This is a genomic window from Roseateles agri (genome assembly GCF_034043675.1).
Taxonomy (GTDB): domain Bacteria; phylum Pseudomonadota; class Gammaproteobacteria; order Burkholderiales; family Burkholderiaceae_C; genus KK5.
The window spans coordinates 118,451-133,184 of the sequence record NZ_JAXCLA010000003.1 but is presented as its reverse complement, the minus strand read 5'-3'; the positions used below and the strand labels follow the sequence as shown (position 1 = coordinate 133,184).

At 71.1% G+C, this 14,734-nt stretch carries 14 protein-coding genes; 8 read left to right on the top strand and 6 right to left on the bottom strand.

Features of this window, described 5'->3' with window-relative positions; all coding sequences use genetic code 11:
* The first annotated feature begins 23 nt into the window (after nucleotides 1-23).
* Nucleotides 24-1,097: a DNA polymerase III subunit delta gene (gene holA / locus SNE35_RS08695; RefSeq protein WP_320422500.1), complete on the top strand. Its 1,074-nt coding sequence runs from the start codon at nucleotides 24-26 to the stop codon at nucleotides 1,095-1,097.
* 26 nt (nucleotides 1,098-1,123) lie between these two features.
* Nucleotides 1,124-2,890 (top strand): DUF885 domain-containing protein, encoded by a 1,767-nt coding sequence (locus SNE35_RS08690; RefSeq protein ID WP_320422499.1) that lies wholly within the window; start codon nucleotides 1,124-1,126, stop codon nucleotides 2,888-2,890.
* On the opposite strand, the gene SNE35_RS08685 is transcribed toward SNE35_RS08690, so the two are convergent.
* Nucleotides 2,891-3,775 (bottom strand): DUF3034 family protein, encoded by an 885-nt coding sequence (locus SNE35_RS08685; RefSeq protein ID WP_320422498.1) that lies wholly within the window; start codon nucleotides 3,773-3,775, stop codon nucleotides 2,891-2,893.
* Between the two features lie 86 nt (nucleotides 3,776-3,861).
* On the opposite strand from SNE35_RS08685, the gene SNE35_RS08680 reads away from it, so the two are divergent.
* Genes SNE35_RS08680 through SNE35_RS08670 form a run of 3 tightly spaced genes read left to right on the top strand, consistent with a single transcriptional unit; the run spans nucleotide 3,862 to nucleotide 7,350 of the window.
* Nucleotides 3,862-4,296: a group I truncated hemoglobin gene (locus tag SNE35_RS08680; protein WP_320422497.1), complete on the top strand. Its 435-nt coding sequence runs from the start codon at nucleotides 3,862-3,864 to the stop codon at nucleotides 4,294-4,296.
* A gap of 26 nt (nucleotides 4,297-4,322) precedes the next feature.
* Nucleotides 4,323-4,919, top strand: coding sequence for a methylamine utilization protein (locus SNE35_RS08675; RefSeq protein WP_320422496.1), 597 nt, complete (start codon nucleotides 4,323-4,325; stop codon nucleotides 4,917-4,919).
* Nucleotides 4,920-4,938: 19 nt separating this feature from the next.
* Complete coding sequence (locus tag SNE35_RS08670; protein ID WP_320422495.1) at nucleotides 4,939-7,350, top strand: putative bifunctional diguanylate cyclase/phosphodiesterase; 2,412 nt, start codon at nucleotides 4,939-4,941, stop codon at nucleotides 7,348-7,350.
* Here the strand turns inward: SNE35_RS08670 and SNE35_RS08665 are convergent.
* From SNE35_RS08665 to SNE35_RS08645, 5 genes are read right to left on the bottom strand one after another with little or no spacing between them, the layout of a single operon-like run.
* Complete coding sequence (locus SNE35_RS08665; RefSeq protein ID WP_320422494.1) at nucleotides 7,344-8,216, bottom strand: 2-hydroxyacid dehydrogenase; 873 nt, start codon at nucleotides 8,214-8,216, stop codon at nucleotides 7,344-7,346. The genes SNE35_RS08670 and SNE35_RS08665 overlap by 7 nt on opposite strands.
* Nucleotides 8,216-8,716 (bottom strand): CinA family protein, encoded by a 501-nt coding sequence (locus SNE35_RS08660; RefSeq protein WP_320422493.1) that lies wholly within the window; start codon nucleotides 8,714-8,716, stop codon nucleotides 8,216-8,218. The genes SNE35_RS08665 and SNE35_RS08660 overlap by 1 nt, the downstream gene beginning before the upstream one ends.
* An 11-nt stretch (nucleotides 8,717-8,727) precedes the next feature.
* Nucleotides 8,728-9,261 (bottom strand): phosphatidylglycerophosphatase A family protein, encoded by a 534-nt coding sequence (locus SNE35_RS08655; protein ID WP_320422492.1) that lies wholly within the window; start codon nucleotides 9,259-9,261, stop codon nucleotides 8,728-8,730.
* A complete protein-coding gene (gene thiL / locus SNE35_RS08650; protein WP_320422491.1) occupies nucleotides 9,258-10,223 on the bottom strand; it encodes a thiamine-phosphate kinase in 966 nt (321 codons plus the stop codon). The genes SNE35_RS08655 and thiL overlap by 4 nt, the downstream gene beginning before the upstream one ends.
* Nucleotides 10,224-10,257: 34 nt before the next feature.
* Entirely contained in the window at nucleotides 10,258-11,145 is an 888-nt protein-coding gene (locus SNE35_RS08645) for an AraC family transcriptional regulator (protein WP_320422490.1), read from the bottom strand.
* An 85-nt stretch (nucleotides 11,146-11,230) separates the two neighbouring features.
* Between SNE35_RS08645 and SNE35_RS08640 the strand changes: the two genes are divergently transcribed.
* The 3 genes from SNE35_RS08640 (at nucleotide 11,231) to SNE35_RS08630 (ending at nucleotide 14,719) form a co-directional block, all read left to right on the top strand.
* Nucleotides 11,231-12,619 (top strand): cytochrome P450, encoded by a 1,389-nt coding sequence (locus SNE35_RS08640; protein ID WP_320422489.1) that lies wholly within the window; start codon nucleotides 11,231-11,233, stop codon nucleotides 12,617-12,619.
* Between the two features lie 67 nt (nucleotides 12,620-12,686).
* On the top strand, nucleotides 12,687-13,964 hold the full coding sequence (locus SNE35_RS08635; RefSeq protein WP_320422488.1) for a M16 family metallopeptidase: 1,278 nt from the start codon (nucleotides 12,687-12,689) through the stop codon (nucleotides 13,962-13,964).
* Nucleotides 13,965-13,975: 11 nt separating this feature from the next.
* A complete protein-coding gene (locus SNE35_RS08630; RefSeq protein ID WP_320422487.1) occupies nucleotides 13,976-14,719 on the top strand; it encodes a class I SAM-dependent methyltransferase in 744 nt (247 codons plus the stop codon).
* The last annotated feature ends 15 nt before the right edge of the window (nucleotides 14,720-14,734 follow it).

Below are 14,734 nucleotides of genomic sequence, written 5' to 3'. Positions count from 1 at the left end.
GGCGGCCCGGCGGAAGGCCTGAGATGCAACTCCGCGCCGACGCGCTGCCCGCGCAGCTCGCCAAGGGGCTGAAGCCCATCTACACCGTCTACGGCGACGAGCCGCTGCTGGCGCAGGAGGCCGCGGACACGATCCGCGCCGCGGCGCGGGCCGAGGGCTATGCCGAGCGCAAGGTCTTCACCGTGGCCGGCGCCTATTTCGACTGGGGCCCGGTGCTGGGTGCCGCGCAGGCGATGAGCCTGTTCGCCGAGCGCCAGTTCATCGAGATCCGCATCCCCTCCGGCAAGCCCGGCAAGGACGGCTCCGAGCAACTGCAGCGCTACTGCGAGCGCCTGCCGGAAGACGTCGTCACCCTGGTCACCCTGCCGCGCCTGGACAAGACGCAACTGAACAGCGCCTGGTTCCTGGCGCTGGACGGCGTGGGTGCCACCGTGCGAGTCGACCCGGTGGAGCGCCGCGCGCTGCCGCAGTGGATCGCCCAGCGCCTGGCGGCCCAGGGCCAGCGCGTCGAGGACGGCGAGGCCGGCCAGCGGGCCCTGGCCTTCTTCGCCGATCGCGTCGAAGGCAATCTGCTGGCCGCGCACCAGGAGCTGCAGAAGCTGGCCCTGCTGCACCCGGCCGGCACGCTGACGCACGAGCACATCGAGGCGGCCGTGCTGGACGTCGCCCGCTTCGACGTGTTCAAGCTCAGCGAGGCCATGCTCGGCGGCCAACTGGCCCGCGTGCTGCGCATGCTCGACGGCCTGGAGGCCGAGGGCGAGGCGGCCGTGCTGGTGCACTGGAGCCTGGCGGAGGACATCCGCGCGCTGAAGCGCGTGCGCGATGCGGTCGACGCCGGCAAGCCGCTGCCGATGGCGCTGCGCGAGTCGCGCGTCTGGGGCGCCAAGGAAAAGCTGTTCGAGCGCATCGTGCCCGGCCTGCGCGCCGCCGACCTGGCCCGGCTCGTCGAGGCCGCGCAGATCTGCGACGGCCTGGTCAAGGGCCTGCGCCATCCCGGCTGGCCGCTCGACGCCTGGGCCGCGCTGCGCAAGCTGGTGCTGATGGTCGTGGAGACCTGCGCCGGCCCCAAGGCCGCCCGGCTCAGCTTAGAGGCCTGAATTTCCCCACAACGGAGAAGATACCGATGATCAATCGACGCGCTGCCATCGCGCTGGCCGCCGCATCCACGCTGGCCGTGCAGACCTCCTGGGCCGCCACCAGCGAACCGCAGTCAACGCCCGACACCGCCTTCGCCGCGCTGTCGCAGCGTGCGCTGGCCCATTGGATCGCCGTCTCGCCGATCACCGCCACCTTCCAGGGCGACCACCACCTCGACGCCGAGCTGGACGACCTGAGCCCCGCTGGCCGCGCCAAGGCGCTGGCCGGCAGCCAGCGCCTGCTGGCCGAGCTGGACCGCATCGACGTGGCCCGCCTCTCGCGCGAGAACCAGGTGGACGCGGCCATCCTGCGCAACCAGCTCCGCTACGACGTCTGGGGCTGGCAGGACTCGCAGGACTGGGCCTGGGATCCGCAGGTCTACGGCCAGGCCGCCGGCAACGCGCTCTACAACCTGATGGCGCGCGAGTTCGCGCCGCTGCCCGAACGGCTGGGCAACGCCGTCACCCGCATGGAGAAGCTGCCCGCCTTCCTCGCGCAGGCCCGCGCCAACCTCGACCCCGCCCGCGTGCCGCGCGTGCATGCCGAAACGGTGGCCAAGCAGAACGGCGGCCTGCTCTCGCTGGTCGACGAATTCATCGCGCCGCATCTGGGCAGCTTGCCCGAGGCCGAGCGCAAGCGCGCCGATGCGGCGATTGCCGGCCTGAAGGCGGCCGTGGCCGAGCACCAGCAGTGGCTGGACAAGACGCTGGTGCCCAACGCCAAGGGCGATTTCCGCATCGGCGCCAAGCTCTACGACCAGAAGCTGCAGTTCGCGCTGATGTCATCCCTCTCGCGCGCCGAGATCCGTGCCCGCGCCGAGAAGGGCATCGACGAGGCCCGCGCCGAGATGTACCGCATCGCCCGCGGTCTGGTGAAGGACCTGCCCGCCGAGCCGACGGCCGAACAGCAGCAGTCCGGCATCGAGGCCGCGCTGGAGCTGGCCTATGCCGAGCGACCCAAGCGCGACGCCGTCGTGGCCGACGCCACCGCCACCTTGAAGCAGGCCCGCCAGTTCCTGATCGACAAGGACCTGATCACGGTGCCCAGCGATCCGGTGCGCATCATCACGATGCCGGAGTTCCAGCAGGGTGTGGCGGTGGCCTACTGCGATTCGCCGGGCCCGCTGGACGTGGGCCAGCCGACCTTCTACGCCGTCTCGCCGATCCCCAAGGACTGGAGCGACGCGCAGGTGGATTCCTTCCTGCGTGAGTACAACAGCCGGATGATCCACCTGCTGAGCATCCACGAGGGCATTCCCGGCCACTACCTCGAAGGCGCGGTCACCGCGCGCTTCCCGTCCACCTTGCGTGCCTTCCTGCGCTCGGGCCTGTTCGCCGAAGGATGGGCCGTCTACGGCGAGCGGATGATGCGCGAGTCCGGCTACCTGGACAACGACCCGCTGTTCCACCTGGTCCAGCTGAAGTTCTACCTGCGCACGATGGCCAATGCGATCCTCGACCAGGGCGTGCACGTCGAGGGCTGGACGCGCGATCAGGCGATGGACCTGATGATGCGCCGCACCTTCCAGCAGGAGCGCGAGGCCGCGGGCAAGTGGGTGCGCGCGCAGCTGTCCTCCGCGCAGCTACCGACCTACTTCGTCGGCGTGCAGGAGCAGCTGGACATGCGCGAGGCGGTGCGTGCCGCCTGGGGCTCGAAGTTCACGCTGAAGGCGTACCACGACGCCGTGCTCTCGCACGGCGCGCCGCCGGTCCGCTTCACCCGCGAACTGCTCTTGAACGAGCCAATCCGCTGATCAGAACTGCGCCTGGACGGACAGGTAGCTGCTGCGCTGCCCCGTCTTGTTGGCGATCTGTCCCAGGTCCAGCCAGGCCAGCGTGACGCTCAGGTTGCGCATCGGCCACCAGGCGACGAAGAAGTCGGCGGCGTGCGTTTCGTCGAAGGCCGACAACTGGTTCGGCTTGGCGCGATACTCGACGCCGATGGCCAGGTTGTCGCGCGGCAGCACGGCGATCGAGGCCTCCGGCTCGAGCTTCATCGAGTCGCCCTTGTCGCCGCCGAAGCCGAGCAGGCCGAACTGGTTGGCCCGCGTGCCGCGCAAGGTCACGTTGGTGAACAGGTTCCAGCCGCCGGCCGCGCCGAACCAGAGCTTGGCCACGGCGATGTAGGGTTCGGTGTCGCTGTCGCGCTTGGCGCCGAGCAGGTTCGGCACCAGCATGTCGCGGTTCTTCTTGTACTGCAGGCCGATGGCGACCTGCGGCTTCCAGCTGTCGGCCTCGTACACGGCGTCGCCCCAGACGCGCCACTTCAGGCCCACGACATCCATGTTCAGCGACTGGCCCGCCACCGTGTCGGCCAGGCCGAAACGCTGGCGCGCGAAGGACAGCTCCACCGTGTCGTAGAAGCCCACGGCCGCGCCGTAGCTCTCCAATTCGAAGCCGCCGCGCGTGCGCACGTGGGTGCCGAAGACGGAGGCGCCGATCTGGTCGCGGCTGCCCTGGCCGCCGATCACGGCCCAGGGGCTGAGCCCTCCGCCGGCGGCTCCCTCCACCTGGCTGACGCCGGACGAGGCCAGGACCCGGTCGCCGGCCTGTGCCGCCGGCAACAGTGCGAAGGTGGCGGTGATCGCGGCGATCAGAAGACGGCCGGCTTGAGCAATATGGCTGTTTTCGGGCTTCATCACGTCGGGATAACGAGTTATGAGGACGGAGCAGACGATACAGTCGGATCAGCTTTTCCTCATCGTCTCGATCCGTTCGCCAAGCCATGTTGAAACAACTATTGCGCAGTTCGATCGCTATCACGCTGCTGGTCCTGGTGGCCGCATGTGCCACACCGCAGGCCACGCTGTACCAGCGGCTGGGTGGCCAGACCGTGGTCGAGACCTTCGTCAGCCGCACGATCGACCGCAGCTCCACCGACGAGCGCACCAAGCGCAGCTTCGACGGCATCAAGCTTGCCCCGATCAAGGCCAGCATCGTCCAGCAGATCTGCTCGATCTCCGGTGGTGGCTGCAAGTACGAGGGCGAGACGATGGCCAAGTCGCATGCCGACGCGAAGATCCAGCCGCGCGAGTTCGACGCGCTGGTGGACATCCTGCGCGAGGAAATGGACCGTGCCGGCGTCGACGCCGGCGCGAAGAACGACCTGCTGAAGCTGCTCGCGCCGATGAAGCGCGACATCGTGCACGCCGCCCGCTGAGGCGGCGTCATTTCTCCACCACCGCCATGCGTCGCCCGGCCCTTCTGCTGTTGCTGCCGTCGCTGCTTGCCGGTGTCTCGCCCGCCGCGCTGGCGCTGCCCTGGTCGATCCAGGTGCGCAATGCCGGTGGCCAGCCTTTGGCCGATGCGGTCGTCGCCGTCGAGCTGAGCGGCAAGCCCCTGAAGACCAGCAGCGCCAAGGCCGACATGGGCCAGCGCGACAAGCAGTTCACGCCGCAGTTGCTGGTCGTGCAGACCGGCACGGCCGTGAACTTCCCGAACTTCGACACCGTGCGGCATCATGTGTACTCGTTCTCGCCGATCAAGGTGTTCGAGACCAAGCTGTACTCGGGCACGCCCAGCGAGCCGATCGTCTTCGACAAGCCCGGCGTCGCCACGCTGGGCTGCAACATCCATGACCGGATGAGCGCGCACATCGTCGTCGTCGACACGCCCATGTTCGGGCGCACCGATGCCACCGGCACCGTCCGCTTCGACCTGCCGGCCGGCGAGCACCAGCTCAAGGTGTGGCACGCCAGCTTCAAGCGCGACCAACTGCAGGCGCAGCCGCTGAAGGTCGAGGCGGCCGGCGGCGGGCAGAGCGTCGTCACCACCGGCGATTGAACGGAAGCGACAAAGCCGAATGGCGCTGCCCAGTTTCCTGAACCTGCGCCGGCTCGAGGGCCGCATCGTCGCGCTGTTCCTGGGCCTGCTGCTGGTCGTGCAACTGGCCAGCTCCGGCCTGATCCAGACCAGCATCGAGCGCAATGCCAACACCTCGATCGCCGCCGAGCTGAAGACCGGCGAGCGCGTGTTCCGCCGCCTGCTCGTGCAGGAAGCCGAGAAGCGCAGCGACGCCGCCGCGCTGCTCGCGCAGGACTACGGCTTCAAGACCGCGATCAGCCTCTCGCTGACCGAGCCTGGCGCGGCCGAGACGATCCAGGACGCGCTGTTCAACCAGGGCGAGCGCATCGGCGCCAGCGTCGTCGCCTACTTCGACACCGAACTGAAGCTCGTGGCCGCCACGCGGCCGGACGCCGCGCGCTTCCGCGACCTGCTGCAGCAGAAGATCACGCAGCAAGGCACCGGCCGGCCCGCGGGCGATGACGACCTGCAGCTGGCGCTGCTGGATGGCAAGGCCTATCAGGTCGTTGCGGTGCAGGTGCGCACGCCGGCACCGCTGGGCTGGATCATGATGGGCTTCCAGCTCGACGGCGCGGCACTGCGCGACCTGAAGACGCTGTCCGAGCTGCAAGGCGTCGTCGTCGTGCGCATCGACGGCAACAGCTGGACGCCGCTGGCCAGCAGCCTCGATCCGCACGACACCCAGAGCGTCACCACGCAGGTGCCGGGTGGCGCCGGCCTGTTCTCGGCGGCCGTGTCGGGCGAGCAGTGGCGCGGGCAGCTGGCGCCGCTGGAGCCGGAGCCGCGCTACCGCCTCGGCGTGGTGCTGCTGCGCTCCTTCGACGCGGCCGTGGCGCCCTATCGCAACCTGCAGGTGCTGCTGCTGGCGCTGACTCTGGTCGGCGTGGCCGTGTTCGCCCTCTTGAGCGTGCTGCTGGCGCGGCGCATCAGCGGGCCGATCAACGCGCTGGGGCGTGCGGCGGTGCGGCTGGGCTCGGGTGACTACGAGACGCCGATCGCCGTGCCGGTCACCACCGAGGAGGTCGACGAACTGGCCACGGCCTTCGAGCAGATGCGCCAGAACATCCGCACGCAGACGGCCAAGGCCGAGCGCCTGGCCTACTGGGACGAGCTGACCGGCCTGCCCAACCGCGCGCAGTTCAAAGGCCTGCTGGAAGACCGGATCGCGCATGACGAGCCCTTCGCCGTGCTGATGCTGGACCTGGACCGCTTCAAGCACGTCAACGACGTGCTGGGCCACGAGGTGGGCGACGAGCTGCTGAAGAGCGTCAGCGAGCGGCTGCAGGCCCTGTGCCGCCAGCGCGGTGCCGAGCTGGCGCGGCTGGCCGGTGACGAGTTCGCGCTGCTGCTGCGCGAGGGCAGCGAGGCCGCGGCCCTGCACACCGCCCAGGCCATCCTGCAGGACTTCAAGCGCCCGCTGCACATCCGCGACCACCTGGTGGACATCGGCGCGGGCATCGGCATCGCGCTGTACCCGCAGCATGCGCGCGACCTGATGCAGCTGCTCTCACGCGCCGAGCTGGCCATGTACGCCGCCAAGCAGCGGCAGAGCGGCAGCATGGTCTACGACGCCGCGCTGGACAAGGGCAGCCAGCAGTCGCTGTCGCTGCTGTCAGAGCTGCGCCGCGCGATCGAGAACCAGGAGCTGTGCCTGTACCTGCAGCCCAAGATCGACATCCGCACCCACGAGGCCGTCAGCGCCGAGGCATTGGTGCGCTGGCTGCATCCGGTGCGCGGGCTGGTGCCGCCGATGCAGTTCATCCCCTTCGCCGAGCAGACCGGCTTCATCAGCGAGCTGACGCGCTGGGTCATCGCCGAGGCCGCCCGCGCGATCCGGCAGGCGGCCGATGCGGGCATCGCGCTGCGGCTCAGCGTCAACCTCTCGACCCGCGACCTGCTGGGCCCGGACCTGCCCTCGCGCATGGCCGGCCTGCTGGCCGAGCAGCGCGTGCAGCCGTCCTCGCTGTGCCTGGAGATCACCGAGAGCGCGATCATGGACGACCCGCAGCGCGCGCTGGCCACCCTGGAGCAGCTGAGCAGCATGGGCTTCAAGCTCTCGATCGACGACTTCGGCACCGGCTACTCGTCGCTCGCCTACCTGAAGCGGCTGCCGGTGGACGAGCTGAAGATCGACAAGAGCTTCGTGCTGGCGATGGAGCACGACCTCGACGACGCCAAGATCGTCCGCTCGACGATCGAGCTGGCGCACAACCTGGGCCTCACCGTGGTGGCCGAAGGCGTGGAGACTTCCAAGGCCTGGCAGCTGCTGGCGGCGCTGGGCTGCGACGAGGGCCAGGGCTACTTCATCTCCCGCCCGATGCCGCAGGGCGAGTTCCGCGACTGGCTGGATCGCTGGGCGCTGCCCGAGCTGGGCGAGGCGCCGAACACGGCGCTCGCCGGCCTTCAGTAGCCGCGGCTTCGGTCGACCAGGTGGCGCAGCGGCTCGCCCGCGCGCAGCGCCCGCAGATTGGCCACGACGACCTCCAGCGCGCTGCGCGGGTCCGTCTGCGCGGCGCAGTGCGGCAGAACGGTCACGCGCGGATGCGTCCACAGGCGATGGCCGAGCGGCAGCGGCTCGGTCTCGAACACGTCCAGCACCGCGTGGCGTAGCCGACCCGTGTCGAGCGCAGCGAGCAAGTCGGCCTCGACGACGTGAGCGCCGCGCGCCAGGTTCACCAGGCTGGCGCCGGGCTTCATCCGGGCCAGGCGGGCAGCGTCGAAGAAGCCGCGCGTGGCCGGGGTCAGCGGCAGCAGGTTGACGACGGTGTCCGCGCCCTCCAGCGGCGGCTCTGGGCCGTCCGACGAGCGCCAGCTGCTCACCGCATAACCCTGAAGTTCCAGTGCGTCGGCAACACGCCCGCCCAGCTCCCCGCGGCCCAGCACCAGCACTCTCCATTCGGCGGCGCGGGGCTGCAGTGGCTGCTGCCAGCGCTGCTCGCGTTGCTGCGCGGCGAGTTCGAAGAAGCTGCGATGCAGCGACAGCACGGCCCACAGCGCCGTGTGCACCATTGCCTCGTTCATCGCCGGGTCCACCATGCGGGCCAGCGGCACGTCCGGCGGCAAGGTGGGGTCCTGCAACAGCCGGTCGACGCCGGCCCAGACCGACTGGATCAGCCGCAGCTTCGGCAATCCCTGCAGGCTGCCCGGCGGTGGGTTGGCGACGACAGCGGCGTCGATGCCGTCTTCCGGCTCCAGCACGAAACGCTCATCAGGCATCGCCTCGCGCAGCGCGGCCAGCCAGGCTTCGCGGTCGGCGCCGAGGATCAGGACGGGCATCAGCTGTCGCGGTCTTCCAGCGCGTCGCACAGCGCGGTGAGGCCGGCGCGCACGGTGGCGATGCGCACCTCGTGCCGATCGCCGGGAAACAGCTCCTTCCAGACCTTGACCAGTCGACCCTCGTGCGCCAGCGCCAGCCACACGGTGCCGACCGGCTTCGCGTCGCTGCCGCCGGTGGGCCCGGCGATGCCGGTGACGGCCAGCGCCCAGTGGATCGGTGCATGGGCGATCAGCCCGCGCGCCATGTGCTGCGCCACCTCGCCGCTGACGGCGCCGTGCATCTGCAGCAGCGCGGCCGGCACGCCCAGCAGCTCGTTCTTGGCCTGGTTGCTGTAGCTGACGACGCTGCGCTCGAACCACTGGCTGGAGCCCGGCAGCTCGGTGCAGGCGGCGGCGATCAGGCCGCCGGTGCAGGACTCGGCCGTGCCCAGCATCTCCTTGCGGCGGATCAGCGCGATGGCGATGCGGTCGATCAGTTCGTGTTCGTCGGGAAACAGCATGTCGGTCTTCCTCAGAATGCGGCTCGATAGAGCGCGATGACGAGCAGCGTACATCCGGCCGCGACGAAATCGTCGAACAGGATGCCGAAGCCCTGCGCCCAGCCGATCGGCGCGCCGCGCTCGGCCTTGAACAGGCGATCCGCCCAGCCGACCGGGCCGATCTTGGACGCATCGAAGAAGCGGAACAGCGCGAAGGCGATCAGCTGGTCCAGCCAGCCCGTCGGGCTGACGAGCCACAGGATCAGCCAGATCGCCAGGATCTCGTCCCAGACGACCGCGCCAGGGTCCGGCGTGTTCATGTGCCGCGCGCAGGCGGTGCAGGCCCACCAGCCGACCAGCGTGCCGACGGCGATCAGCATCGCCCATTGCAGGTCGCCCAGCGGCGCGTAGCGCTGCAGCAGCGCGAACACCAGCCAGCCCCACAGCGTGCCGACGGTGCCAGGCGCCTTTGGCGACAGCCCGCTGCCGAAGCCCAGCGCGATCCAGCGCGCCGGGTGGCCGAACATGAAGCGCGCGGTGGCGCGGATGGGAGCGCGATCGGTCATGGGGTCTTGAAGTGGTCGAAGCTCTGGAGTCGAAGAGGCAAGGCCTGGCCCCCGGCATCGACGAGGCGCAGGCCCGGCTCGGCCTCGATGCGGCCGATGCGGGTCACCGTCGTGGCGCTGGCCTCGGCGGCGCGCTGTACCGCTTCGCGGGCCGAGGCGGGCGCGGTGAAGACCAGTTCGTAGTCGTCGCCGCCGGCCAGGCCCATCTCGCGGCGGACCTCGACCGGCTGGGCCGCAAGCACCGCGCTCTTCGGTAGCGCGTCCGCATCCAGCGTGGCGCCGACGCCGGAGCGCCGCAGGATGTGGCCAAGGTCGCCGGCCAGGCCGTCGGAGACGTCGATCGCGCTCGTTGCGATGCCGCGCAGCGCCAGGCCCAGGGCCACGCGTGGCTGCGGCAGTTCCATCGCGCGACGCACTGAGTCGAACTGTTCACCGGGCAGGCTCAGCGTGCCGCGGAACACCTCCAGCGCCAGCCGTGCATCGCCCAGCGTGGTGCCGGACACGTACAGGTCGTCGCCCGGCCGCGCGCCGCTGCGCAGGATTGCCTGGCCGTTCGGCACCTCGCCGAAGACGGTGATGCAGATATTCAGCGGCCCCTGCGTCGTGTCGCCGCCCACCAGCGCGATGCCGTGCGCGTCAGCCAGCGCGAACATGCCCTGCGCGAAGCCGGCCAGGAAGCGCTCGTCCACCCGCGGCAGCGCCAGCGCCAAGGTGAAGGCGCGCGGCGTCGCGCCGCAGGCGGCCAGGTCGCTGAGGTTCACCGCCAGGGCCTTGTGGCCCAGGCGCGCCGGCTCGACGGTGGACAGGAAATGCCGGCCCTCGACCAGCATGTCGCTGGAGACCAGCCACTGCGTGCCCGTGCCCGGCGTCAGCACCGCGCAGTCGTCGCCGATGCCGACGTCTACGCCAGGCACTTGGCCATCGCGCTGGAAGTAGCGCGCGATCAGATCGAATTCACCCATGGCGGCATTGTCATCTGCGCCGCCTGCGCTTCTGTCAGGACCAGATCCGGTAGATCCAGAAACTCTCGTCCTGCTCGATCCGGCGCAGCAGCTCCGCTGGCGCGAAGCCGGTGACGCGGCGGGTCTCGCGGCACAGGTGGGACTGGTCGGCATAGCCGGCGTCGGCGGCCACCTCGGCCCAGCGGACCGGCCCATCGCTGGCAGCCAGCGTGCGGAAGAAGGCCTGCTCGGCGCGGCCCAGGCCGCGCAGCTCGCGCATCGGCAGGCCCGTCCAGCCCTTGATGCGGCGCTCCGCGGCGCGCAGGCTGCGGCCGATGCCGGAGGTGGCAGCACGCAGCGCCAGGCCTTGCGCCCAGTCCTGCAGCAGCAGTTGGCCCGGCGCGCCGGCGGCCGGGCGCAGCGCCTGCCAGCGCGGTTCGAGGAAGGCCTCGATCAGCGCCACGCGCGCGGCATCGTCCGGGGCCTGGCGCACGGCGGCGGTCATCGCCCGCCAGGACGAGTCCAGCACGGTCTCGGCCGGCACCAGGCGGTTGACGAAGGCGGCCGGCTCGATGCCGGTCAGCGCGTGCATCGCGTCGGGCAGCAGCATCAGCATCATGCCGTGGCCCTCGGGCGCATTGCGTGACTGGGTCGGCCGGGTGAACGGCCCGCCGAAGTAGACGGACGGCAGGCGCTGCGGCGGCAGCCCGGGGCGCAGCAGGTCAGCATGGCCTTCGAAGAACCAGCTCAGGCTGCACAGCGGCGTGGCGGGAAAGTGGTTGTCGTGCCAGTCCGCGGGCCAGGTCCGCCCGATGCCCATCGTGCTGCGCGTGACCACGGCGCGAACGCAGCGGCTCAGCGAAAAGCGCGGCAGCCAGAGCTGCACCTTGGCGCGGTTGAGCGCCGCGAGCGCGGCTTGCGGCGGCGTTGCGAGATGGGCCATGGCGGCAGTGTAGGCAGGCGGCGGCCGCCCGCGCTGTCGTGAACGTTCAAGACGGCGCGCTGCTTCGGGCCTAGGCTGATCGACCATGAGCAGCCTCCTTTCCGAGTTCAATCCCGCGTCAAGTCCTCCCGGCCCGCCGGACCGCTGGTGGGGCATCCCGCTGCTGCGCGCGATGTACCGCGACTACCTCGGCTTCGTCACCGGGCTGCAGCGCAGCCATGGCGACGTGGCCGCGATGCGCGTCGGCTTCGAGCGCGCCTGGGACCTGTTCCACCCGGACGACGTGCGTGCCGCGCTGGTCGACAACGCGGCCAGGCTGGTCCGATGGGAGCGCGGCGTCGAGGTCTTCTCCCAGACCTTCGGCCAGGGCCTGCTGGTGGCGGAGGGCGAGACCTGGAAGCGCCAGCGGCGCATGCTGGCGCCCGGCTTCCTGCCCAAGCGCGTGGAGGGCTATGCCACGCTGATGGTGTCCGCAGCGCGCGAGGCGCTGGACGCCGTACTGCCGGCCGGTGCCGACGAGGCCGTGCGGCCGATGGAGGCGCTGTTCAACGCGCTGACGATGGACGTCATCATGCGCACGCTGTTCAGCAGCCGGGCGCCTGCGCTGGCAGCGGCGGCGGCCGATGCCACGCAGGTGCTGTCGCGCGCGGCCATGCAGGAGATGTTCTGGCCCGCCTCGCTGCCGGGCTGGCTGCCGCTGCCGCACATCCGGACCAAGCGCCGCGCGCTGGCCGTGCTCAACGGCCTGATCGGCGACCAGATCGCGGCCCGCCGCGCCGCGCCCGACGCTGCCGCCGAGGACCTGCTCGCGATGCTGCTGTCCGTGCGCGACGAGGACGGCGCCGGCCTCGCTCCGGCCGAGCTGCACGACCAGTGCATGGTGATGTTCCAGGCCGGCCACGAGACCAGCGCCACCGCGCTGCTGTGGTGGAGCTGGCTCATCGCCACCCATCCGGAGGCCGTCGCGCGGGCGCGGGAGGAGGTCGACGGCGTGCTGCAGGGGCGCGACCCCGGTGCCGCCGATGCGCCCGCCCTGCCGTACCTGGCCGCCACGCTGAAGGAGGCGATGCGCCTGTACCCGCCCATCGGTGCGCTGATGACGCGCCGCGTCGCCGCGCCGTTCACGCTGGCCGGCCGCACCGTGCCGGCGGGCACCTTGCTGCGCATCACGCCCTGGACGATCCAGCGCGATGCGCGCTGGTTCCCGCAACCCGAGGCCTTCCTGCCCGAGCGCTTCCTGGGCGACGGGCCGGCGACGGCGCCGCGCAGCGCCTGGATGCCCTTCGGCGTGGGGCCGCGGGTGTGCATCGGCCAGCATTTCGCGATGCTGGAGATGACCTTGGTGGCGGCCCTGCTGCTGCAGCGCTGCACCCTGCACGCGCTGCCGGGCGAGCCCGCGCCGCAGCCGCGCCAGTACGTCACGCTGCGGCCGATCGCGCCGCTGCGCCTGCGGCTGCGGCGGCGCGGGCGGTAGGAGAGGACTTGGCTCGACAAGGCACGACAATTGGGGCCCTTCCCGCTTCGCCTCGCGCCTGCCGATCTTGTCGTCCTCCCCGACCCATCTCGCCACCCTGCCCAACGGCCTGCGCCTCGTCGCCATCGACATGCCCTGGCGCGCCACCGTGAGCCTGAGCGTGTTCATCCGCACCGGCAGCCTGCACGAGTCCACGCGGCTCAACGGCATCAGCCACGTCGTCGAGCACATGGCCTTCAAGGGCACGGCCACGCGCGACTGCCAGCAGGTGAACCTCGATGCCGAACGGCTGGGGGCGGAGGTCAACGCACACACCGACAAGGACCACACGGCCTTCCACATCGAAGGGTTGCCGCAGGACGTGCCGGCCTTCGTCGCGATGCTGGCCGACCTCGTGCTGGCGCCGAGCTTCCCGGCCGACGAGCTGGAGCGTGAGCGCCGCGTGATCGAGCAGGAGTTCGGCGAGTTCGAGGACGACCCGGTCACCCAGGCCTTCCAGCTGTTCGACCGCGCCTGCTATGGGCTCACCCATCCGGCCGGCCAGCCGGTGATCGGCAAGCGGGCCAACCTGAAGCGCTTCACGCGCGAAGACCTGCTGGCCTATGTGCAGCGGCAGTACACGGCGGCGAACGTGGTGGTCGCGGCGGCCGGGCCGGTCGACGTGCCGGCCTTCGTCGCAGCGGTGGAACAGGCCTTCGGCGCGATGCCCGGCGGCAGGCCCAACGAGGTCACAGCGCCGGCCTGGCTCGGCGGCCTGAAGCAGCGCCGCATGGCCGGCAGCGGCCAGTGCCAGATCGTGCTGGGCTACCCGGCGCCGGCGCTCGGCGAGCCGGGCCAGGCGACGCATGCGCTGGCCGCCGCGCTGCTGGGCGAGGGCATGAGTTCGCCGCTGCTGGACGAGATCCGCGAGCGCCGCGGCCTGGCCTATCACGTGGGCTGCTCGGCCGATGCCTTCCCGCTGACCGGCCAGCTGCTGGTCGAGGCGGCGACGACGCCGGAGCAGGCGGACGAGCTGCTGCAGGCGGTGCATGAGCTACTGCAGCGCCACGCGGAGGAGGCCATCGATCCGGTGGGGCTGGAGCGCGCGCGCCAGCAGCTGATCGTGCGCACGCTGCGCGCGCAGGAGCAGCCCACGCGCCGGATCGAGGCGGCCGCCCAGGACCTGTTCCGCTTCGGCCGGCTGCGCGATGCGGGGCAGTGGCTGGACGAACTGCGCGCCGTCAGCGCCGACGAGGTGCAGGCCGTGTTCCGCCGGATGCGCGGCGAGCGTGCGGCGGTGGCCTTTGCCGGCAGCGTACCCGGCCGCCTGCGCGAGCGGGCGGAGGCTTTGTTCGGCCTGATCTGACATCCCGCGCCATGCCTGCCGACCACTTCTCCTCCGTTGCCGCCCAGTACGCGCAATCGCGCCCGAGCTACCCCGAGGCGCTGTTCGACTGGCTGGCCTCGCAGTGCGCGCGCCGCGCGCTGGCCTGGGATGTCGGGGCCGGCAACGGCCAGGCTTCGGTGGCGCTGGCCGCGCGCTTCGAGCGGGTGCTGGCGACCGACCTCAGCGCCGAGCAGATCGCCCAGGCCCGGCCGCACGAACGCATCGAGTACCGCGCCGCGTCGGCCGAGCGCAGCGGCCTGCCGGACGGCGCGGCCGACCTCGTCACCGTGGCGCAGGCGCTGCACTGGTTCGACCTGCCGCCGTTCTACGCCGAGGTCCACCGCGTGCTCGCGCCCGGCGGCCTGTTCGCTGCCTGGACCTACGGCATCCTGAGCGTCGAAGGCGAGGCGCCCGACGCCATCGTCAGCGACTTCTACCACCGCATCGTCGGCCCCTATTGGCCGGCGGGCCGGCGCCATGTCGAGACCGGCTACGCGGAGCTGGCCTTCGACTTCCGGCCGCTGCCGAGCCCGCCGCTGGCCATCGTGCGCGAGTGGACCTTGAACGAGCTGCTGGGCTACGTGCGCAGCTGGTCCGCCACTGCGCGGATGCAGCAGGCCACCGGCGTCGATCCGGTGCTGGCGCTGGCGCCGCGCCTGGCCGCGGCCTGGGGCGATCCGGGCGTCAGGCGCACGATCACTTGGCCCATCTCGTTGCGCGCCGGCCGACCCTGAGGCGGAGCGCTGTGT

What these genes read in the sequence shown, in the direction of transcription:
- SNE35_RS08665 (WP_320422494.1), bottom strand. Translation starts at nt 8,216, where the DNA reads ATGCCCGTCCTGATCCTCGGCGCCGACCGCGAAGCCTGGCTGGCCGCG.
- SNE35_RS08675 (WP_320422496.1), top strand. Translation starts at nt 4,323, where the DNA reads ATGCGTCGCCCGGCCCTTCTGCTGTTGCTGCCGTCGCTGCTTGCCGGT.
- SNE35_RS08680 (WP_320422497.1), top strand. Translation starts at nt 3,862, where the DNA reads ATGTTGAAACAACTATTGCGCAGTTCGATCGCTATCACGCTGCTGGTC.
- SNE35_RS08655 (WP_320422492.1), bottom strand. Translation starts at nt 9,261, where the DNA reads ATGACCGATCGCGCTCCCATCCGCGCCACCGCGCGCTTCATGTTCGGC.
- SNE35_RS08690 (WP_320422499.1), top strand. Translation starts at nt 1,124, where the DNA reads ATGATCAATCGACGCGCTGCCATCGCGCTGGCCGCCGCATCCACGCTG.
- thiL (WP_320422491.1), bottom strand. Translation starts at nt 10,223, where the DNA reads ATGGGTGAATTCGATCTGATCGCGCGCTACTTCCAGCGCGATGGCCAA.
- SNE35_RS08645 (WP_320422490.1), bottom strand. Translation starts at nt 11,145, where the DNA reads ATGGCCCATCTCGCAACGCCGCCGCAAGCCGCGCTCGCGGCGCTCAAC.
- SNE35_RS08630 (WP_320422487.1), top strand. Translation starts at nt 13,976, where the DNA reads ATGCCTGCCGACCACTTCTCCTCCGTTGCCGCCCAGTACGCGCAATCG.
- SNE35_RS08670 (WP_320422495.1), top strand. Translation starts at nt 4,939, where the DNA reads ATGGCGCTGCCCAGTTTCCTGAACCTGCGCCGGCTCGAGGGCCGCATC.
- SNE35_RS08640 (WP_320422489.1), top strand. Translation starts at nt 11,231, where the DNA reads ATGAGCAGCCTCCTTTCCGAGTTCAATCCCGCGTCAAGTCCTCCCGGC.
- SNE35_RS08660 (WP_320422493.1), bottom strand. Translation starts at nt 8,716, where the DNA reads ATGCTGTTTCCCGACGAACACGAACTGATCGACCGCATCGCCATCGCG.
- holA (WP_320422500.1), top strand. Translation starts at nt 24, where the DNA reads ATGCAACTCCGCGCCGACGCGCTGCCCGCGCAGCTCGCCAAGGGGCTG.
- SNE35_RS08685 (WP_320422498.1), bottom strand. Translation starts at nt 3,775, where the DNA reads ATGAAGCCCGAAAACAGCCATATTGCTCAAGCCGGCCGTCTTCTGATC.